We start from the raw sequence: 20,669 nt of genomic DNA, 5'->3' as shown, positions 1-20,669 counted from the left end.
AATCCGACACAGCTTAATGCGTCTGCATCTGCTGTGCCGGATTCTTTATTTTCTCATGGATGGGCAGCAAGGGAGCTGCACATCCAGTCCGTCCAGATAACTGGTTCCCCAATTACACATAGCCTCCAAAACGGGGACAATGCTTTTCCCAAAGGATGTTAAAGAATAGATTGTCTTTGGAGGATTTTCCGGTATTACTTCTCTGGAAACCAGTCCGCTTTGCTGAAGATCCCGGAGCTGCTGCGAAAGCATCTTCGCTGTGGCCTTTGGAATGAGCCGCTGAAGCTCCATGTAGTGAAGTGGCTGTTCGATAAGATGCCATAAGATGAGTGGCTTATATTTACCACCGATCAAGGATAATGTCGCCTCCACAGGGCAACTAAAGTTTTCTGCTTGCATATTCGTACCTCCCTTGACGAAAGAGCACTTTCCTTTTGGGTACTATCTTCCCGGAAAGTACATTCTTGTGAAAAAAATTTGCGGTGCTACAATATAGTCGATGGTTGATTTGACATATAGAACACACAGAAAGGATGTTATAACTATGGAATTACTTGAAATCGCTAAAAAGCGTTTCTCTGTCCGGAACTATACCAATCAGAAGGTGGAGCCTGAAAAGCTGGCCAAAATTTTGGAGGCCGCGCACGTTGCTCCGACGGCAGCTAATCTTCAGCCGGTTCATCTGATTGTTGCCCAGAGTGATGAGGCCCTTGCGAAGGTGGGCGAGGCCGCCGAGGTTTATGGAGCGCCGCTGGCAATTATCGTGTGTGCAGACCACAACAAAGCATGGGTGCGGCCCTTTGACAAAAAGCAGACTGGCGACATTGACGCCTCTATCCTGACTGACCACATGATGCTCCAGGCAACGGAACTGGGCCTGGGAAGTGTTTGGGTATGCTACTTTAAGCCGGACGTTCTGAGCAAGGCATTTCATCTGCCTGCCAATCTGGAGCCGATCAATATCCTCGCTATCGGCTACTCCGCCGAGGGCGAGGGCGATCCGAACCGCTTTGCCGCTCAGCGCATTCCTATGGATAAACTGGTTTCCTACGATATGCTGTAAACAATCGCCGTACCGAGGCGCAACCCTTTTTCACAGGGCTGCGCCTCTTTATCTTTCAGAGATATGGGCGTAGGTTTCTTCTAAAATCCACTTGATATGTTCGTCGCATAAAGCGTAGAATACATTTTTCCCGACTTTATGTGGGGAAACCAGCTTTGCAAATTTTAGAATTTTCAGTTGATGGGAAACTGCGGATTCGGACATATTCATTTGCGTGGCCAGTTCATTCACGCAATATTCCCGGCCCATAAGCGCCCATAGGATTTTCATGCGAGTGAAATCGCCCATTGCTTTGTGCAGCTCAGATAACCGATCTATGTCCGCTGCGTCAGGTATAAGTACGCATGATTTTTGCTGTTGCTCCATAGTGACCTCCAATCTTTCGTATTTGACAGCTGTACTATTTGCGGGTATTCTATTTTTGGAAAGGAGGCGGCCGATATGTCGCACTACCATTTGCCCCATAATCATGGTCAAGACATTGATAAAGTTTTAGATAAAATGCCTGCGGAAGAAAACTTCCGGGATATAGCGATCCTTTTTCAGCAGTTGAGTGATCCGTCACGCCTGCGGCTCCTGTGGCTGTTGTGCCACAGTGAGGAATGTGTCTGCAATTTAGCGGCAGCGGTACAAATGAGCGCACCGGCCATTTCCCACCACTTGAAAAATCTGAAAAGCAGCGGCCTGATTACCAGCCGCAGGGAGGGAAAGGAAGTCTACTATACTTTATCCAACACAGGCCCTGCAAAACTTCTCCATAAAACCGTTGATGCCTTGTTTGAAATATCTTGTCCGACTGATTGATAAGTGAAATGCGCCGCTGTTTCCACAATGGACAGCGGCGCATTCTTATATCCCTGCTTGTCTGTCAACGTGTCGCGGGGAGGAATTTCTTTACCCGCATCGCTCGAATCGCATTTAGAATAGCGATGACCGATACGCCAACATCTGCAAAAACGGCTGCCCACATATTTGCGTATCCAGTAGCTCCCAAAATCAAAACTAAAATCTTGACGCCGAGAGCAAACACGATATTCTCATTTGCAATACGGATTGTCTTTCTGGCAATCTGGACAACTGCGGAGATCTTCGAGGGTTCATCTGTCATCAAAACCACGTCCGCAGCCTCAATCGCCGCATCGGAGCCAAGACCGCCCATGGCAATACCTACATCCGCACGAGCAAGCACAGGCGCATCGTTGATTCCATCGCCAACAAACACCAGTTTCCCCTTTTCGGTGGTCTGCCGGAGCATCATTTCTACACGGTCAACCTTGTCCGCCGGGAGCAATTCGGTATATGCCTGATCCAGCCCCAGCTTTTGCGCCACTTTCTTTCCGACGGCATCTGCATCGCCGGTGAGCATGACGGTTTTCCTGACGCCGACTTCCTTTAACGCTTTGATTGCAGACGGAGCATCTGCTTTGATTTCATCTTCAATGACAATATAACCAGCATATTTTCCGTTGCAGGCCAGATAGATGACTGTACCAATGGCATTCGAGGGGATATAGGCAATTCCTTCTCTATCCATCAGTTTTGCGTTGCCAGCGAGAATTGTTTTCCCATCTATGACAGCGCGGACGCCGTGACCGGCAATTTCCTGCACATCACTAATGCGGCTGTGGTCGATCTTCTTACCATACGCCTTTTTTATGGAGAGTGAGATCGGATGGTTGGAGTAGTCCTCGGCATAAGCTGCCAGCTCCAAAAGCTGTGCCTCTTTCATGCTTACTGCATTGATCTGGCTGACCGCAAAAGAACCCTTTGTTAAGGTGCCGGTTTTATCGAATACCACAACCTCCGTATGGGCCAGCGATTCCAAATAGTTACTGCCTTTGACAAGGACGCCGATTTTGGATGCACCGCCGATGCCGCCAAAGAAACTAAGCGGAATAGAGATAACCAGAGCGCAGGGGCAGGAAATCACAAGGAAGGTCAGCGCCCGGTAAATCCAGACTGTGAATGGCTGTCCAGTGACAAGAGGCGGCAGAACTGCAAGGGCAATCGCTGCAAAGACCACAATCGGGGTGTAGTAGCGGGCAAAACGGCTGATAAAGTTTTCTGTTTTTCCTTTTTTATCGCTGGCATTCTCCACAAGGTCCAAAATTTTTGCAACAGTGGATTCCCCATACTTTTTAGTGGTCTGAATGGTCAGGATGCCTGTCTGGTTGATGCACCCGCTGATTACTTCCATCCCAGGTTCCACGTCACGGGGCATGGATTCGCCGGTGAGAGCAGATGTATCCAAAGCGGACGTGCCTTTGATGATTTTACCATCCAGCGGCACCCGTTCACCAGGCTTTACTACAATCGTATCCCCGATGTTTACTTCTTCAGGATCGACCTGTTCAAGTTTTCCATTCCGTTCTACATTTGCATAGTCAGGGCGAATATCCATCAGGCTTGCAATGGATTTTCTGGATTTGGAAACCGCATAGGACTGGAACCATTCCCCTACCTGATAGAACAGCATAACGGCTACGCCCTCGGAGTGTTCTCCTAAGATCAGTGCGCCAATAGTGGCAATCGTCATCAGAAAGTTTTCATCGAATACCTGTCCATGCAGGATATTGGTGAGAGCCTTCCAGACAATATCCCAGCCGATTACAACATAGCAGACCAGAAATACTGCCATTTCCGCAGTCGAATCAAGTGTGAGCAGACTGCCGGCAGCGAACAGCACTGCCGCAATGATAATGCGGAAAAGCAGGTGCTTTTGTTTTCGTGTCATAATAAACATCTCCTTTCAGTCAAACACCGGCTGCCGTTTCTGGCAGCCGGTGTTCAGCTTTTCTTACGCCTTGACCGTCACATCCGGCTCAATCTTTTTGATAAGCGCCTTGGCCTCAGCCAGAATTGCATCGAAGCGGTCATCCGGAGCATCCAGAACCATCTTCTGGCTCAGGAAGTTCACTTCCACGTCATTTACGCCGTCGATTTTCTGTACGGCTTTCTGAATCTTGGCGGCACAGTGGCCGCAGTCAAGGTCGATCAGCTTAATGGTCTTTTTCATCACAAAGACCCCCTTTCCTTTTAGTATTTGGTTGGTTTGACATGGCCGAACAATTAAACATTCATTTAACTGTTACGGGCACAGTATATTCACACAACGGCTTAAAGTCAATGGATTGGGAAAGGGTTCTGCCCTTTGGATTATAAAACCTGCTAATTGGATTTAAGGTTTAAAAGTGACACATTTTCACAGACATTCGCCATCTGATTTTTCCAAATTAGGCTGATTGGATTTGAAAACCTGCCTATCGGAGCGGACAACCAATCAAGCCAATGTCTATAATGAAAAACGGTCAAAGACCTTGCACGCAGACTTTGTGATCGGGGCGGCGGCATCTTTCCCCCAAGATACCGAAAGCCCCTTTTCATAACAGTTTTTAGTTCCCTACGGGGGAGGGGTACTGCGGCGCAAAAATATATTTCAGAAAGAAGGGATGATTTTGCAAAAAGAACAATTTGATATTACGGGCATGACCTGTTCGGCCTGCTCTGCCAGGATCGAAAAGAGCGTCGGCAAGCTGCCCGGAATCAAAGAAGTATCGGTCAATCTGTTGAAAAACAGCATGGTTGCCTCTTATGACGAATCCGTTCTGGATACGGCGGGAATCGTCCAGGCTGTTGAAAAGGCCGGATATGGAGCCATACCAAAGACCTCTGCTCAAAGCAAAAACCGCTCACCTGCACCAGCATCGAAAGCGGAAGTCAGTACGGCTCAAGCCGAATACAAGCAAATGAAACAAAGGCTGTTGCTTTCCGCGCTTTTTACGATTCCACTGTTTTACATCTCCATGGGACACATGATGGGGTGGCCGCTCCCCGGTTTTCTGCTGGGAATGGAAAATGCAATCAGCTTTGCATTTACCCAGTTTCTTTTGTTGATTCCGGTGGTATTTATCAATTTCAAATATTACCGGATGGGGTTTAAGACCTTATTCCACGGCTCCCCCAACATGGATTCCTTGATTGCCATAGGTTCCAGCGCCGCAATCATTTATGGTATCTACGCCATATATAAGATCGGCATTGGGTTCGGCCATGGGGATATGGCTACGGTCCATAGCTTTATGATGGACCTGTATTTTGAATCCGCAGGCATGATCCTCACGCTCATTACCTTGGGGAAAACGCTGGAGGCCCGCGCCAAAGGTAAGACCTCAGATGCAATCACAAAGCTGATGAATCTGGCCCCTAAGACCGCTACGGTGGAACGGGATGGTCAGGAATTCCAGATACCTGTGGAAGAAGTGCAGTTGGGTGAAACCATAATCGTAAAAGCCGGTGAATCGGTGCCGGTGGATGGAACCGTTATCGAAGGCTTTGCGTCCATTGATGAATCCGCCTTGACCGGCGAAAGCATCCCTGTAGAAAAACACATTGGGGACAAAGTGATCGGTGCAACGACCAGTAAGTCCGGCTATTTCAAAATGCAGGCCACCAAAGTGGGGGATGATACCACATTGGCTCAAATCGTCCGGCTGGTGGATGAAGCGACCAGCTCCAAAGCTCCCATTGCAAAAATGGCAGATAAGGTCAGCGGTGTGTTTGTGCCGGTAGTCATCAGCATTTCCCTGATTGCAATCATTATATGGCTGCTGTTAGGGTACGGATTTGAATTTGCCCTGTCCATCGGTATCTCTATTTTAGTCATTTCCTGTCCCTGCGCGTTGGGGCTGGCTACTCCCACCGCCATCATGGTGGGAACCGGAAAAGGCGCAACAAACGGAATCTTAATCAAATCGGCGGAGGCCCTGGAAACGGCTCACGACATCAATACGGTTGTTCTGGATAAAACAGGAACCATTACACAGGGAACCCCGGTGGTAACGGATCTGCTCTGCAAGGCAGGCATTCAGAAAAAGGAACTTTTGCAGATTGCAGCTTCCTTGGAAAAGCTGTCGGAACACCCGCTGGCAGATGCGATTGTGGCAGAGGCAGATAATGAGAAACTTCCGCTGCTGCCGGTCAGTGAATTTACACAGATTCCAGGCCAGGGAATTGTCGGAAGAATCGGGACTGACCTCTGTTTGGCCGGAAATCGCCGGTTGCTGAACAACCATCAGATTGAAGGCGGCCATCTTCTTCAGCTTGGCGAGGACATGGCTATGGACGGAAAAACGCCATTGTTCTTTGCCTGTGGAGGAGAGTTGATCGGTGTGATTGCCGTGGCAGATGTGGTGAAACCCACCAGCAAGCAGGCGGTGCAGGAGTTGAGCCGATTGGGGCTTGAAGTAGTTATGCTGACCGGAGATAACGCTAAGACCGCAGAGGCCATCCGGCGTCAAGTTGGCGTGGATCAAGTTGTAGCGGAAGTGTTTCCGCAGGATAAAGAGAAAGAGATACGGCGGCTGCAAAGCGAAGGGAAAAAGGTTGCCATGGTGGGAGACGGTATCAATGACGCTCCTGCCCTTGCCAGAGCCGATGTTGGTATCGCCATCGGAGCAGGTACAGATGTTGCGATTGAGTCAGCGGATATTGTTTTGATGAAAAGCGATCTGCTGGATGTGTCTACCGCCGTACAGCTCAGCAAAGCGGTTATCCGTAATATCAAGCAAAATCTGTTCTGGGCATTTATTTATAATGTCATCGGGATTCCGGTAGCTGCCGGATTGTTCTATTTGTCTTTTGGGTTGAAGTTGAACCCGATGATCGGAGCCTTTGCCATGAGTTTCAGTTCCGTATTTGTTGTATCCAATGCGCTGCGGTTAAGATGGTTTAAGGCGAAACACATTTCCTCTATGGAGCTGGGGACATTCCAGTCAGACAGCTCATCAAATAGCAAAGAAGATAGAAAAGGAGAAATTCACATGGAAAAGACACTGAAGATTGAAGGTATGGTTTGCGGGAACTGCGTAAAGCACGTCGATAAGGCACTGCGGGAAATCCAGGGCGTGGAACAGGTTGAAGTCAGCCTGGAGGATAAGTCGGCAACGGTACAGATGGGTTGTACCCTATCGGACGATGTGCTGAAGGCGGCTATCGAAGATGCTGGCTATCAGGTTGTCGAGATCCAGTAATCGGCCTGCCTATGAAAGCAAAAAGGAGCGACATCACCCACAAACTGAAAATTGCGAGAGGGCAGATAGACGGAATCCTGCAAATGGTAGAGGAAGATCGCTATTGTGTGGATATATCTACCCAAATTCAGGCAACAATGGCACTGCTTAAAAGCGCCAACCAACAGATATTGCAAGCCCATATTCGGAGTTGTGTCCGGGAGGCGCTGCAAACGGATGCTGAAAATCCAAAGTTGGAAGAAGCCTTGAAACTGCTGGAGAAAATGGCACAATGATACCGGGAGCGGAAAGGCGTTCAGCCTTTTCCGCTCCTGATTTTGTGTCAGTTTGGATTGCTATTCCTGCGGTTTGGAGCGTACAAACGCCCCGCAATTTTATATACTTTTTATGGTTAGACGTGGCTAATATCAAATAGGAGGTAACGTGATGAAACAATCACTGGATACAAGAACAAAGCTGCTTACACAGCGCCCCTTCTCGCTGATGCTGGAGCTGAGCATCCCTGCGGTCCTCGGCATGGTCGTTGTGGGCCTCTATAACATGATGGATTCCATCTTTGTCGGACAGATGGTTGGGGATATTCAGATGGGAGCCGTATCGGTTTCCTATCCGTTTACCCTGATCAACGCCGGTTCCGCAGCCATGTTGGGCGTGGGCTCCGCCTCAGTTTTATCGAGAGCCATTGGTAAAAAGGACAACGATACGGTAAAGAGGATCATGGGCAATCTGGTTGCCGCTGTTGTGATCCTGTCTGTGATTTACACAGTCATCGGCATGGTCTTTACCCGTCAGCTTTTATCTCTGGCCGGAGCCAGTGACAATATCCTGAACTACGCCGAAAAGTATCTGAGGATTATATTCGCCGGTTCTCTGTTGGTCAACTTCTTCCAAAGCGCAAACATGGTGATCCGAGGAGAAGGCCAGCTCAAGAAAGCAATGTTCATCATCGCCAGCGGTGCTATCCTGAACATTATCCTTGACCCCATTTTTATTTCCATTCTGAATCCTTATGGGATGGGGATTGAGGCTGCTGCTTATGCTACTGTGCTGTCCCAGTTTGTCCAGGCTGCGATTACTGTGTGGTATTTCAAAAAGAAAAGTCCAAATGTAAAAATAGGCCGTATCCGTATTGATGGGCCTATTCTCCGTCAGGTGCTTGCGGTTGGCATCTCTGCTCTGTTGATGCAGGTTTTGACCCTTGTTCAGCAGACCGTGATTTACCGTGTAGCTGCCAACTATGGCGGAGAGACTTCACAGATCCTTTTGGGTGCTGCCCTGCGGTTCTGGAATTTCTCCTTTGTCCCTCTGTGGGGAATCAGTCAGGGATTCCAGCCTGCGGCCGGTACGAACTACGGAGCAAAGGATTATGACCGTGTAAAGCTGCTGACCAAAGTATTCATTGCGGCGGCCACCGTCCTGTCCCTGCTGTTCTGGATTCCCGCCGAGCTGCTCCCGGAGCAGGTGCTTTCTATGTTCATTACAACGCCGGGGGTGGCAGCGTCAGGAGTGACGAATTTCCGCATTATGTTCAGCACCTACATTTTACAGGGAAGTTTTCTGATTGCGGTCACACTGTTCCAGTCCTTGGGTAAGGCGAATAAAGCCACATGGTTGGTGCTGTTCCGCCAGATTATCCTCTTTATTCCGCTGTGTGTCCTCTTGCCGATGATCGGCGGCCTGGGCATTCGCGGCGTATGGCTGGCGATTGCTCTGACAGATGCGGTTCTGGTTGTAATCACGATTGCGATGATGGCGTCTGAATTTCGTAAAATGCCGCGCACTTTGCAGGCTTTGCGGTAAGGAGGGGCGCTATGTATCTCTGTGACGGAACCGTAGGAAACAGCTATAAAGTAAAAGAAATAAAGTTACCGATCAACATTGAAAAGCGCCTTGAAGCATTGGGAATGACACAAGGAACGCCCATTGAGGTACTGAATAGCAAGGGGCATGGAATCCTGATTGTGAAAATACGAGGAACCCGGTTTGCATTGGGGCGCAATATCACGAAGAATATTTTAGTGGGGTAAATTCTGATGAGTGAAAGTATGACAATCGGTTTCATCGGAAATCCAAACTGCGGAAAAACCACACTGTTTAATGCCTATACGGGCGCAAACCTAAAAGTGGCAAACTGGCCGGGAGTCACCGTTGAAAAGGTGGAAGGTGCCATCAAGGACCATGATATGACCATTCGCCTGGTTGACCTTCCCGGTACTTACAGCCTGACTTCTTATACGATGGAGGAGCAGGTTTCCAGACAGTTCATACTCAGCGATGAAGTCGATGTAATTATTGATGTTGCAGATGCCTCCGCACTTGAGCGCAATCTGTATCTGACCCTGCAGCTTCTGGAACTTGGCAAGCCGGTTGTACTGGCTCTGAACATGATGGACATTGTGGAAAAGCGGGGCATGGAGATCGACACGCACAGGCTCCCGGAAATGCTGGGGATTCCGGTCATTCCGGTTTCCGCCAGAAAGCGGACCGGTCTTGATGTGCTGCTTCATGCGGCGGCACATCATAAAGACTGCAAAGATCCGGATTGCCTGATCCATCATCACAACTATACGTCAAAACACCGGCATGACCACCATTCCGAGTACGCAATGGTTTATAGCGATACCATTGAGGATAAGATTGACCTCATTATGGCGGAACTGAAAAAGAAGTATCCTGGTCTGACGAATTACCGCTGGTATGCAATCAAGCTGTTGGAGCAGGATAAGGAAATCAAGGAGCATTACCCGGTGGATCTGCCAGATGTGCTGGACCGGAATTATGAATCCGACATTATCAACGAGAAGTACGATTTCATTCAGGAAGTCATCCGTGAAGTGCTGGTCAATAAAGACCGCCAGGATGCTTTGACACAGAAAGTAGATCGTGTGCTGACCCACCGGGGATGGAGTATCCCTATTTTCCTGGCAATCATGGCCTTAGTCTTTTTCCTTACCTTTACGATTGGAGACTGGCTGAAGGGATATTTTGAACTGGGAATAGAAAGCCTGTCTGGCGCAGTCAACAGCGGATTGATTGCTGCTGGCGTCAACGATGTGCTGCGTTCTCTGTTGGTAGATGGCATTATTGCTGGTGTGGGCGGTATTCTGACCTTCCTTCCAAATATTTTCATCCTGTTCCTTGCTCTGGCTTTCCTTGAGGACAGCGGTTATATGGCGCGTGTTGCTTATGTCATGGAGGGGATTATGAGCAAGCTGGGGTTATCCGGCAGGGCCTTTATTCCGATGATACTGGGGTTTGGATGTACCGTCCCGGCAATTATGGCATCACGAACTCTGGAAAACCGGCGAGACCGTTTTAAGGTCATGCTGGTTACTCCCTTTATGAGCTGCAGCGCCCGTTTGCCGATCTACATCCTGTTTGCAGAGATGTTCTTCGCAGAGCGTGCGATGCTGGTGGCATATTCCATGTACCTGATCGGTCTGGTGGTTGCGATCCTCGTGGCGGCGGTTATCCATTTGATTGACCGCAGGACTTCAGAAAACTATCTTTTGATTGAGCTACCGGAATACAAAGCACCCAGCTCCAGAACCGTTGCAATTTATGTTTGGGAAAAGGTAAAGGACTATCTGACCAAAGCGGGCACCACCATTTTTGTGGCCTCTATTCTCATGTGGATCATCCTGAATTTCGGGCCGCATGGCTACACAACAGAAATGACGGAGAGTTTCGGAGCTATTTTGGGACATTGGCTGGTTCCGTTCTTTGCTCCCATTGGATTAGGGTTCTGGCAGATTGCCGTCGCTTTGATTGCCGGTATTTCCGCGAAAGAAGTGGTGGTATCCAGCTGCGCCGTCTTGTTTGGGGTCCCGAATATCAATTCTGCTGCGGGGATGGACACGCTGGTTGGTATCCTGGGTGCAGCAGGCTTTGGGCAGCTTAATGCCTTCTGCCTGATGATTTTTTGCCTGCTGTACATTCCATGTGCCGCTACATTGGCAACAATCCGCAAAGAAGCGGCCAGCACCCGGTGGATGCTGTTGTCCGCCCTGTTCCAGTTAGTTGTAGCATGGATCATTACCTTTATTATTTATCGAATAGGACTTCTTGTGTGAGGTGGGAATTATGACATTTAAAAAGTTTTTACGTTTCGCCATCATTATTTCTGCGATTGGCGTTGGATTTTTAGCAGTAAGGAATCTTCTGCGCGAAGAATAAAAATGGGAGAAAGCTGGCAGAGTCCATTTCTGTCGGCAGAAAGACAAAATGAGTATTATTGAATCTGTAAAAAACACGGCCTTCACTGCGGCCGTCAATATGGCATTGAATTACCTGGAGAAAGATCCGGAAACCAATATTCCAAAAGCCATGAATCTGATTGATAAGGCTTTGCCTGATGGCTGGTATGAGAGCCAGCGGGCGGCCTTCCGAAAGGCGATTGATGAAAAGGGAAATTGGTATGAGCTGATTTTGAAAGCCTACCAGTTGGATACCGGCGTGCGAAAAACCTTGTTCCAGAATTTCATCATCAATTCGGCCTTAAAAGGTGGAGCCATCCAGGAAGAGATGCGGGAAAAAGAAAAATGCAATGTTCCATGGGCAATTCTGCTGGACCCTACATCAGCCTGCAATCTGCATTGTACTGGCTGCTGGGCTGCCGAGTACGGCCACAAGCTGAATTTGAGCCTGGAAACGATTGACCGTATCATCCAGCAGGGTAAGGATTTAGGCGTTTATATGTATATCTACACAGGCGGGGAGCCAATGGTTCGTAAAAAGGATCTGATTACCCTCTGTGAACGGCACCCTGATTGTGCGTTCCTGTCATTTACAAATGGTACGCTGATTGATGAAACATTCTGCCAGGAGATGCTGCGGGTAAAAAACTTTGTCCCGGCGATCAGCTTGGAAGGATTTGAAACGGCAAATGACGGGCGCAGAGGCAGCGGCGTTTTTGAAAAGGTCATGCACGCCATGGATTTGCTGCGGGAACATAACCTGCCTTTTGGCGTTTCCACCTGCTATACCAGCGCGAACTATGAGGACATCAGCAGTGAATCATTTTTCGATATGATGATTAACATGGGCGCTATGTTCGTGTGGTTTTTCCACTATATGCCCGTTGGCAATGAGGCGGTTCCGGAGTTTTTGCCAACACCGGAGCAGAGAAGAACAGTCTATGAGCGTATTCGGGCATTTCGGAGTACAAAGCCGATCTTCAGTATGGATTTTCAGAATGATGCGGAGTATGTGGGCGGCTGCATCGCCGGAGGGCGTAATTACCTACATATCAATGCTGCCGGGGATGTTGAGCCTTGCGTATTCATTCACTACTCTAATGTGAACATCCATGACTGCACTTTGCTGGAGGCACTGAAAAGTCCAATCTTTATGGCTTACCATGATGGGCAGCCATTCAACAAGAATATGTTGCGGCCCTGCCCTCTGCTGGAGAACCCGCAGATCTTGAGAGAGATGGTAAAGCGCACCGGTGCAAAATCGACAGATTTGCAGTCACCGGAATCGGTAGACCATCTCTGCGACAAGTGCGAACTGTATGCAAAGAACTGGCAGCCCACGGCGGATGAGTTGTGGAGTGCCGGCCAGAAAGGAGTCTGAATGATTGTAACAGGTGTAATTGTAGTCGGGATTGTTCTCTATGCGGTATGGGCTGTTCGGAAGATCCATCGGGATCGGAAGAATGGTTCCTGCTGCGGTGGTGGTTGCTCCGGCTGTGTAGGCAAAGAATATTGCAATAAATAAACTGTATCTGGCCGATGCCCATGTTTGACAAAGGGTCTCAGACTGTATCACAAAGGCGACCGGCGCAGGATGGCGGCAGATGTCCGGGCGGACATACCGGATATGGATGGGGAAATGCGGGCGCTGGCCCGCCAAACCTCCGCCAAACAGGATGCCATGAGCGATATCGACTTTGAGGCGCAGCGGTTCCAGTTTACGGACGAGTAATTAAGCAAAAGCGAAGCGCCGGGCGCGGGGGCTGTTTGGTCTCTGCGTCCGGCGCTTTTTATAAATATGGATTTTGCTACCTCTTTCTTCCAATATATCTACATACTTTCTTTCTATATTCCAAGTATTCCTCTCCGAATGTTTTTATCAAGAAATCTTCCTCCACTTTAACAATCTGTAAGTGAAACATAACAACCGTCAACACTGTTATCACTAACAAGCCCCAATTAAAAAATATAAAAAGGATGGATAAATAGATTAAATCAAAACCCAAAAAGGCAGGATTGCGGCTATATGCATATATTCCAGACGTGACAAGTTCTGTTTTTTTATCATCAGGGACACCGGTTCTCCAACTATCACGCATCGTAAGTACGGATACCGCAAACACCACAACTCCTAATATTCCCAATATACAGCCAAATACCCTTATCCATGTCAAATCAATATATGTGTCCATAAAAATACTAATCAACTCAACAATGGGCGCTACAAATGTTACAATTTTCAATGAATCTTCTATGGCCTTTACAAAGCCTTTCTTTCCCTTGCCCAATAAATTTGTTTGTATTCCCTGCTTTCGCTGACTAATAAGTTTTATGTAATAAATACCGTAAAACGCAGCCAGTATCAATATTGCAACAATTTTATATGCCATACTGCAACCTCCAAGTTTGTTTTTATCACTGGATTGATTATACCTCATTCATCAAGACAAGCATAGCAGAACTTTGTAAACACTTGATGAATGGCAACAGGGGGCCTTCCCCAACAAGCAAAATTTCCGGACCGACAGTGGTGGCCGGGGCGGAGATTTATAGAAAGTGCGGTTACTCCGTCAGTTTCTTTTCTCCACACAGTAGTTGTCTGTGTATGAAAACACCCAGATCAGAAAAAGCCATCATACAGCAGAACCGACAAAGGATATAGGTTTTCCATTTGCACAGTTAGCCATGACGTACTATAATTCAAAATGGATTCTATTTGGATTTCAAATCCTGCTGATTGGAGCGGTTCAATATGAGAAAAAACTATATAATAAAAGATGCCAGGAAAACTTTGGCACAACAGATAAACAACTTAGATACAACGGAAAGGACAGCTATGGAAAATGCGCCTTTTTCATCAACGGGATTATCCGCAGTCATTCCGAAAGATAATGACGGCTACTGTACCGTCTATAAAATGGATTGTGCGGATGGCCTCGGACTTATGACGGTCTATCAGGTCTATCCCGGCATTCAGCTTATTTATAACGATTTTGAAGCGACAAGCTGTTATTGGGATGGGAACATTGATAAAAACATATTGGAGATCAATCATTGTCGGGAAGGCCGGGAAGGTTGTCGCTTAGCAAGTGGCTCTTGTCTTTATCTTGGAGAAGGCGACCTATCTATTCATACGATGGATAACTGCGCTTCAGAAATGTCATTCCCTCTCAAACACTATCGAGGAATTTCTGTTGTCATTAATTTATCTGTGGTAATGAAAAACCCACCGGAGATTCTCTCCGACAGCGGCATAGATATTCTCCAATTTAAGGAGAAGTTTTGTTCTGATGGAAATTGTTTTATCATGCGGGCTAAAGACGAAATTGAACATATCTTTTCAGAGCTTTATTCTGTGCCTGACTGTTTGCAAAAGCCATATTTCAGGTTAAAAGTACAAGAATTACTCTTGTTCCTGTGTATGATCGATGTATCCAAAGAGAAACGACGTGAACTATATACTTCTCCTCAGGTGGAGATTATTAAAACAATCCATAAAAGGCTGGTATCAAATCTGCAAGAACGACCAACGATTGATGACCTTTCAAAAGAATACTTAATTAACCCAACAACCTTAAAAGACACATTTAAAGGTATTTTTGGGCAACCTATTGGGAGCTACATGAAAGAATATCGCATTAAACAAGCTGCAATCCTATTACGGCAAACACAGGCTACCATAGCCGAAATAGCAAATAATGTTGGCTATGAAAATCAAAGTAAGTTTGCCACAGCATTTCGGGATATTCTAAAAATCACTCCGGCTGAATACCGCAAACAGAATAGCGGAGAATAGAAGCTATTAACAAGTGGTGGTATTCTTGTCTCACTATTAAGAGTGAGCCCCCCAGTGGGTGTAAGCGTACCTGCTGGTTTTTCAATGAGATTTTTATTCCATATGTTCTCATGACAAAAAATCAGCAGAACAAGGCTAACCTTTGCTCTGCTGATTTTATTTGGTATCTTCGGCATCATCTTTGGATGTATCGCTTTTGCGTAGCAGCTCATTGGCCAAACAATTTAATGTCCTGATCAGTATTTTTCGATCATGTTCAGAACAGGCAAGATACTTGCCAATAAATTGTTTAATCTCCTCGTCCTGCTCTAAATAGTCTGGGTGAAATAAACTTTCACCAGAAAAACCGAGCCGCCTTTTTAATGTAGCTAAGACTTCATACGATGGATTTATCAGGCCCTTTTCGATATTTGCTATATGCCGTGACGATACACCAGACTGCTCAGCTAACTCCTCTTGAGTTAATTCGCAATCTTTCCGGCTCTTACGGATAAAAGCACCGAGATACTGAAACATATCTTCCGGCATAATCGTTCACCTCACATACATTGTATCGTGCTAAAAGAAGTTTTTACATTCCTCTACCATTCTGAAAAAAACAGAACGATACTTCCTGTTATATAGAGTATTTATTTACAATGTGGCCTTGCTTTAACCGCCAATAAAAAAAACGGCGGTTTTTGACAGGGCCTAAAGGTATGCCATCTGTGTTCCGCCAATGGAGGCAAACATGGGTGGTATTTTATTTTTGCTCTATAAGAGAGGGATTTTCTCAAAAAAATAGCTTTTAGTCCGGGTCAATGCTTTGCTCAAAAGCAAGAACAATCCATCCGTTTTCAAAAGAATCATACTTCATTTGAGCGGGTATTATTATGCGTCGAACAGTTACAACAACTGTTCGACGCTTTTTCTTGTCGTTTTTTGTCAAACTTCGGAGGTATTCCGAAGTGCCGTTCTCCCCCGTTTGTCTGCCCGCCCATGCAGACAAACATCAGAAAGGAGAACAGGCTTATGGCCGAAAAAGATTGGGCTGCGATCCTTAAAGACGAGGATCGTATCATTGCAAACTCTGACCGCCGGTTCCGGTATCACTGCTATTCCCTAGAAAGTATGAGTGAGGAACTTACATATAAAGAACGGTCTATCTGTATCCAGGAAGATTTCACCGAATTACTGTTGATAGAGGATTTCATTGATACCATCCGGAATGAAAAGTTGGCTCACGGTTTACGCCAGTTGACTGACCGGCAGCGGTTCGCCATCGAGCTGGCCTTTTGGGAGGGGTATCAGTACAAGGAAATTGCAGCCATTCTTGGCTGCTCTCCGGCGGCGGTTACGCTTCTGCTTCAAAGGGCTTTCCATCGGCTCCGTAGCTTTTAAGCTGAATAGGTGAAAGCAAGGGCAGCATCTTCGTGATGCTGTCTTTGCCTTTGTCTATTTGATTTTGTAAAATATGTTGTTCCCCCTTTAATTGAGGGGGTACTGAAATCTCCGATGTATAGAGGGACAAGCCCTCAAAAAATAATCGGAGGTGTTCCAATATGGTAAAAACCATCAAAGTAATCCGTCTGGCCCCAGGGGAGTCGCTTCTCGTCCTGACTGAATCCGGCCCGAAGCCCGTGTCGCCGTCTGGCGCTGCGGCCGTCCAGCCCTGCCCGTTCCTTTCTGACCCACAGGACGATGATAAGATCATCGCTCTGTTTCGCGTTGCATAAGGGAGGGCCTTCCATGTATCTTGTCAAAATTTTAAATGCCGATCTCCACCCCGTCGATGTAGAAGTGTCCGTCGAAGTCTACCGTGTTTATGAAGAAAGCTGGAAACAGGAAGAACGGCAGCGGTATGAACGCCGAAAGCATATTGAGGGGAAGTCTTTCGATCATTGCCTGCTGTTTGATCTGGCCACAGAGCCGTTGGAAGAAACCTTTGAACGGCTGGAAACCTTGCGGGAAATTGGCCGTGAATTGGAGAAACTCCCTCCGTTGCAGCGGTGGCGGTTCATCCTTCATTTTTTCTACGGCTATTCCTATTCGGAGATTGCAAAAATGCAGGGCTGCCATAAATCGGCGGTCATGCGATCCGCGCAATCAGCATTGAAAAAAATCCGAAAAGAAATTGCCGCATAACTATCAACGATTGCCTGTTTTCCCTCCTATATAGTGAAAGGGATAATTGAGAACCTTTCGGCTATGTACCTTGAAAAACAACGGACAATCCGTTCATATCAGTATTCAAGATTTTGAGTGCTGCGCCGAGCATCGCATAGCACAAACGCGATAACCCCCTGCGGATGGTCAGAGCATCCGTCAACACGATAACATCAAAGGGGCCGAGCGGTTATTTGGTGGCTGATGACCGGCCTGTGGTGGGCCAGAAAGTGCCAGGACGCGCAGCATGAGGAACCGCGCCACTCACCGAAACTTACTGCGAATATGGTGTACCTATCTCACCTATCGGCGGTATGCGGCGGCTTCAGCAGCCAGTAGGCTGACGAACCCTGAACCGGCTTGAATATTCCCTGTATCGGGGGTGTGCCTATGGACGGTCCTGCCGCCCAGATAATACGATACAAAAAATAAAGGATAAGCGGTGCTGCGCCAGGATAACCGGCGCAGCACTTCTTTGATATAGAGAGGTGTGATGCAGCTATGGCGGTGCAAAAGAACCCCGCCATGATTACAGAAACAAAAATCAATGGCGTGACCTATGTTGTCCATTCCAGCTTCAAAGAAGGCTGCACCGAAACTGCGGTGGCAAAGATGGAAAAGGTCTTAAAAAACGAATTGCGTGGCGAGAAAAAGTGTTCATAAAAATTTCATCACTTTAATGCGCTAAACTACTTTTCGCGGCGGCCTGTCTGGTGTATAATAGGACTCGTAAAATCCTACAATTTTGCGGGGCTGTCGGAATGGAGGCTTTTATGAGACAGACAGCTACGCAATTTCAAATGCCGGGTATGGTAAACGCATTAAGCATTTCTTCCCGCCGTTCATTCGATACGGAACCCTGGGCGGCTTTCTACTGCCGGCTGAGCCAGGATGATGGTCTGGATGGTGAATCAAACAGTATCCAGCATCAAAAACAAATTTTAGAGCGTTACGCCAAAGAACACGGCATTACCAAATACAAATTTTATGTAGACGATGGAATCAGCGGTACGACCTTCAACCGGCCCGGATTCCAGGAAATGCTGGCAGATATTGAATCCGGATATGTCTATCTGGTTGCTGTAAAAGATATGTCCCGCTTCGGGCGTGATTATCTGCAAGTCGGGATGTATACGGAAGTGCTGTTCCCTGAGAAGGATATACGCTTTGTCGCCATCAACGACGGAGTGGACAGTGAAAAGGGGGATAATGATTTCACCCCTCTGCGAAACCTTTTCAATGAATGGTATGCCCGTGACACCAGCAAGAAGATCCGAGCGGTGGTTAAAGCAAAGGGAATGTCCGGCAAACGTCTATCTCACCTCCCGCCTTATGGCTATATCCTGGGAGAAGAAGGTAATTGGGAGATTGACGAAGAAACCGGCCCCGTTGTAAAAGAGATTTTTGCGTTATGTCTGTCAGGCTTAGGCCCGACAAAGATTGCAAATATCCTCACTGCCAGGAATATTCCTACCCCTGGCACAATCAATTACCGGCGATACGGCAATAAGCAGGGCTATTGTCCGCAGGCTCCCTGCAAATGGGTTTATCAGACGGTCAGCAACATTCTGGAACGTGTGGAATACCTGGGGCATACGGTCAACTTTAAGACCACGAAGAAGTCCTACAAAAGCAAGAAAGTCATCATTAATGGTGATGACAAACGGATGATTTTCAAGAACACACATCCAGCTCTGATTGATCAGGATACGTTTGACCGTGTGCAGATTATCCGTCAGGGCAAATGCCGACACACGAAAATCGGTTCCGTGGGGCTGTTCTCCGGACTGCTATTCTGTGCAGACTGCGGCTCTAAAATGTATCATCATCGCGGTTCCGGCATCAAGGAAAGCTATGAGTATTACACCTGTGCCGGATACAGCAAACGGGTGAACCCCTGCACTACCCATCATATCAGCGTAAAGAATCTGAAAAAGCTGGTAGCAGCGGATCTCCGCAGGGTGACACACTTTGCAGCCGAGCATGAACGGGAGTTTATCACGATGTTGGTATCCTGCTCTATGCGGGAACAGAAACGGGCACTGGCAGAAATGCAGCGGGAGTTAGAAAACAGCCGAAGCCGGTATGACGAACTGGACAACATCATCCAGCATCTTTACGAGGACAAGATTAAAGGACAGTTGACCGAGGAACGCTTTTCAAAACTGTCAGCCGGTTACGAAGCCGAACAGAAAGGGCTGGAAGGAACCATCAGAGAACTTTCCGAGCAGATTGCCCAAAAGACCGATAAGACCATCAACATCGACCGCTTCATGAATCTGGTCAAGAAAAATACCTCTTTTGAGGAATTGACGCCAACCCTGCTTAATACGTTTATCGAAAAGATTCTTGTCCATGAGGTGGAGGTTAACGCAGAAGGCCAGAAGCGTCAGGAAATCGAAATCGTCTACAATTTCATCGGCAGCGTGGAGTTGCCGGAAGAAGCATATCAGGCAGAGGCGGCAGATCCCATCGAGCTGCCGCAGCCTAAAAGCCGGAAAAGGAAAAAGTCGGCGTGAAATACCGCCGACTTACAATCCGCTCTTTGGGTGTCCCTATCACTACTATACTTTATGAAAATGGTAAAACAGAACCATCTATTACGGTACTTATGAGGATGGCGGAGTTGTTCAGTGTGACTTTAGATAGCCTGTTGAATATGGAAAAAGACAGGGATATCAGTCTTGATCAGAAATGTTCTTGCTGGAATCTGAAAATGGAGAGCGAGAACTGTGGAAATGCAAAAAAAAGAAAAAGTCTGCACATTTTTCGGACATGCGGACAGTCCTACAAATATAAAAAAAAGATTAAGAAAGTAATTGACGATCTAATATTACAAAAAGGTGTCACCACGTTTTATGTCGGGTCAAATGGAAACTTTGACCGAATGGTTCAAAGTGTGTTGATTGATCTGAAAAAACAATATCCTAATTTAGAGTGTTGTACCGTATTAGCTTATATGCCCGGCATTAAGTCTGAATTTGATACCGGGTATGAAAAGCTAGAGACTTTGTATCCGGATGGTCTGGAAAAAGTTCCAAAGCGTTTTGCAATAGATTGGCGTAACAAATGGATGGTTCAACAGTCGGATTACGTTATCTCGTATGTTTGTCATAGCTTTGGCGGAGCTGCTAAATATATGGAGCTTGCAAAGCGAAAAAAGAAGATAGTCTATAATTTGGCAAATTTATAAAATAATATGCACATTAAGACGGTCATTAACGAACATATGCTTACTGAGTGATTATTCACTACCTTCATAAACAGAGGCAGTGAAAAGCAGAAGTAATCATTGATATGCTACATTTATTTCGTGTATAAACCTGTCTTAAATAAAAAAAGGTACAGACAACTTCTCTTCGGAAAAGTGTGTCTGTTTTTTTTTAATAAATTTGAGACACATCTTATTTAGATTTGTTGACTTTGTAACTCTGTGGAGA

The 20,669-nt window shown here is 46.9% G+C and carries 23 protein-coding genes; 17 read left to right on the top strand and 6 right to left on the bottom strand.

The annotated features are described in order from the left end of the window. Positions 1-45: 45 nt before the first annotated feature. Positions 46-399, bottom strand: coding sequence for a winged helix-turn-helix transcriptional regulator (locus WGC32_RS11695; protein WP_342682146.1), 354 nt, complete (start codon positions 397-399; stop codon positions 46-48). Between the two features lie 145 nt (positions 400-544). Between WGC32_RS11695 and WGC32_RS11690 the strand changes: the two genes are divergently transcribed. Then, complete coding sequence (locus WGC32_RS11690; RefSeq protein ID WP_050005258.1) at positions 545-1,063, top strand: nitroreductase family protein; 519 nt, start codon at positions 545-547, stop codon at positions 1,061-1,063. A gap of 48 nt (positions 1,064-1,111) precedes the next feature. On the opposite strand, the gene WGC32_RS11685 is transcribed toward WGC32_RS11690, so the two are convergent. Further along, entirely contained in the window at positions 1,112-1,429 is a 318-nt protein-coding gene (locus tag WGC32_RS11685) for an ArsR/SmtB family transcription factor (RefSeq protein ID WP_050005259.1), read from the bottom strand. A 75-nt stretch (positions 1,430-1,504) separates the two neighbouring features. Here WGC32_RS11685 and WGC32_RS11680 point away from each other — a divergent pair, with 75 nt between their 5' ends. Next, positions 1,505-1,867, top strand: a complete 363-nt coding sequence (locus WGC32_RS11680; protein ID WP_050005260.1) for an ArsR/SmtB family transcription factor — start codon at positions 1,505-1,507, stop codon at positions 1,865-1,867. Positions 1,868-1,931: 64 nt separating this feature from the next. Here WGC32_RS11680 and WGC32_RS11675 read toward each other — a convergent pair whose 3' ends face one another. Both WGC32_RS11675 and WGC32_RS11670 read right to left on the bottom strand, forming a co-directional pair. Beyond that, positions 1,932-3,797 carry a heavy metal translocating P-type ATPase gene (locus tag WGC32_RS11675; RefSeq protein ID WP_342682143.1) on the bottom strand — a complete coding sequence of 622 codons (1,866 nt, stop codon included), beginning with the start codon at positions 3,795-3,797 and terminating at the stop codon, positions 1,932-1,934. Between the two features lie 63 nt (positions 3,798-3,860). Then, positions 3,861-4,079, bottom strand: a complete 219-nt coding sequence (locus tag WGC32_RS11670; RefSeq protein WP_050005262.1) for a heavy-metal-associated domain-containing protein — start codon at positions 4,077-4,079, stop codon at positions 3,861-3,863. Between the two features lie 433 nt (positions 4,080-4,512). On the opposite strand from WGC32_RS11670, the gene WGC32_RS11665 reads away from it, so the two are divergent. The 8 genes from WGC32_RS11665 (at position 4,513) to WGC32_RS11630 (ending at position 13,020) form a co-directional block, all read left to right on the top strand. Next, positions 4,513-7,092, top strand: coding sequence for a heavy metal translocating P-type ATPase (locus WGC32_RS11665; RefSeq protein WP_342682141.1), 2,580 nt, complete (start codon positions 4,513-4,515; stop codon positions 7,090-7,092). Positions 7,093-7,103: 11 nt separating this feature from the next. Next, on the top strand, positions 7,104-7,367 hold the full coding sequence (locus tag WGC32_RS11660; protein WP_050005264.1) for a metal-sensing transcriptional repressor: 264 nt from the start codon (positions 7,104-7,106) through the stop codon (positions 7,365-7,367). 151 nt (positions 7,368-7,518) lie between these two features. Further along, positions 7,519-8,892 carry an MATE family efflux transporter gene (locus WGC32_RS11655; RefSeq protein WP_342682140.1) on the top strand — a complete coding sequence of 458 codons (1,374 nt, stop codon included), beginning with the start codon at positions 7,519-7,521 and terminating at the stop codon, positions 8,890-8,892. 11 nt (positions 8,893-8,903) lie between these two features. Next, entirely contained in the window at positions 8,904-9,119 is a 216-nt protein-coding gene (locus tag WGC32_RS11650) for a FeoA family protein (protein ID WP_050005266.1), read from the top strand. Between the two features lie 6 nt (positions 9,120-9,125). After that, the gene (feoB, locus tag WGC32_RS11645) at positions 9,126-11,165 is read left to right on the top strand and encodes a ferrous iron transport protein B (RefSeq protein WP_342682139.1); all 2,040 of its coding nucleotides are present in this window, start codon (positions 9,126-9,128) and stop codon (positions 11,163-11,165) included. A gap of 151 nt (positions 11,166-11,316) precedes the next feature. Further along, positions 11,317-12,669, top strand: coding sequence for a radical SAM protein (locus WGC32_RS11640; RefSeq protein WP_342682137.1), 1,353 nt, complete (start codon positions 11,317-11,319; stop codon positions 12,667-12,669). Continuing rightward, positions 12,670-12,813 carry a FeoB-associated Cys-rich membrane protein gene (locus WGC32_RS11635; protein ID WP_342682136.1) on the top strand — a complete coding sequence of 48 codons (144 nt, stop codon included), beginning with the start codon at positions 12,670-12,672 and terminating at the stop codon, positions 12,811-12,813. Positions 12,814-12,837: 24 nt separating this feature from the next. After that, positions 12,838-13,020: a transposon-transfer assisting family protein gene (locus WGC32_RS11630; RefSeq protein WP_342682135.1), complete on the top strand. Its 183-nt coding sequence runs from the start codon at positions 12,838-12,840 to the stop codon at positions 13,018-13,020. Between the two features lie 76 nt (positions 13,021-13,096). Here the strand turns inward: WGC32_RS11630 and WGC32_RS11625 are convergent, their stop codons facing one another. Continuing rightward, positions 13,097-13,678 carry a methyltransferase family protein gene (locus tag WGC32_RS11625; protein WP_342682133.1) on the bottom strand — a complete coding sequence of 194 codons (582 nt, stop codon included), beginning with the start codon at positions 13,676-13,678 and terminating at the stop codon, positions 13,097-13,099. A gap of 362 nt (positions 13,679-14,040) precedes the next feature. Here WGC32_RS11625 and WGC32_RS11620 point away from each other — a divergent pair, with 362 nt between their 5' ends. After that, a complete protein-coding gene (locus WGC32_RS11620; protein ID WP_342682131.1) occupies positions 14,041-15,084 on the top strand; it encodes a helix-turn-helix domain-containing protein in 1,044 nt (347 codons plus the stop codon). A gap of 156 nt (positions 15,085-15,240) precedes the next feature. Here WGC32_RS11620 and WGC32_RS11615 read toward each other — a convergent pair whose 3' ends face one another. Next, positions 15,241-15,612, bottom strand: a complete 372-nt coding sequence (locus WGC32_RS11615) for a helix-turn-helix transcriptional regulator (protein WP_342682129.1) — start codon at positions 15,610-15,612, stop codon at positions 15,241-15,243. A 483-nt stretch (positions 15,613-16,095) separates the two neighbouring features. On the opposite strand from WGC32_RS11615, the gene WGC32_RS11610 reads away from it, so the two are divergent. The 6 genes from WGC32_RS11610 (at position 16,096) to WGC32_RS11585 (ending at position 20,422) form a co-directional block, all read left to right on the top strand. After that, complete coding sequence (locus WGC32_RS11610; protein WP_342682127.1) at positions 16,096-16,464, top strand: RNA polymerase sigma factor; 369 nt, start codon at positions 16,096-16,098, stop codon at positions 16,462-16,464. Positions 16,465-16,625: 161 nt separating this feature from the next. After that, positions 16,626-16,799: a hypothetical protein gene (locus tag WGC32_RS11605; protein WP_342682125.1), complete on the top strand. Its 174-nt coding sequence runs from the start codon at positions 16,626-16,628 to the stop codon at positions 16,797-16,799. 13 nt (positions 16,800-16,812) lie between these two features. Then, positions 16,813-17,208, top strand: coding sequence for an RNA polymerase sigma factor (locus WGC32_RS11600; RefSeq protein ID WP_342682123.1), 396 nt, complete (start codon positions 16,813-16,815; stop codon positions 17,206-17,208). A 522-nt stretch (positions 17,209-17,730) separates the two neighbouring features. Further along, positions 17,731-17,892, top strand: coding sequence for a transposon-encoded TnpW family protein (locus WGC32_RS11595; protein WP_342682121.1), 162 nt, complete (start codon positions 17,731-17,733; stop codon positions 17,890-17,892). Between the two features lie 146 nt (positions 17,893-18,038). Further along, positions 18,039-19,748 carry a recombinase family protein gene (locus WGC32_RS11590; protein WP_342682153.1) on the top strand — a complete coding sequence of 570 codons (1,710 nt, stop codon included), beginning with the start codon at positions 18,039-18,041 and terminating at the stop codon, positions 19,746-19,748. Beyond that, positions 19,745-20,422 carry a helix-turn-helix domain-containing protein gene (locus WGC32_RS11585; protein WP_342682119.1) on the top strand — a complete coding sequence of 226 codons (678 nt, stop codon included), beginning with the start codon at positions 19,745-19,747 and terminating at the stop codon, positions 20,420-20,422. The genes WGC32_RS11590 and WGC32_RS11585 overlap by 4 nt, the downstream gene beginning before the upstream one ends. Positions 20,423-20,669 lie beyond the last annotated feature (247 nt).

This window comes from Zongyangia acetica (assembly GCF_038739695.1).
Lineage (GTDB): Bacteria > Bacillota > Clostridia > Oscillospirales > Ruminococcaceae > Zongyangia > Zongyangia gallinarum.
Note: the sequence above shows the minus strand (reverse complement) of the source record. Positions and strands in the feature narration are given on the sequence as shown.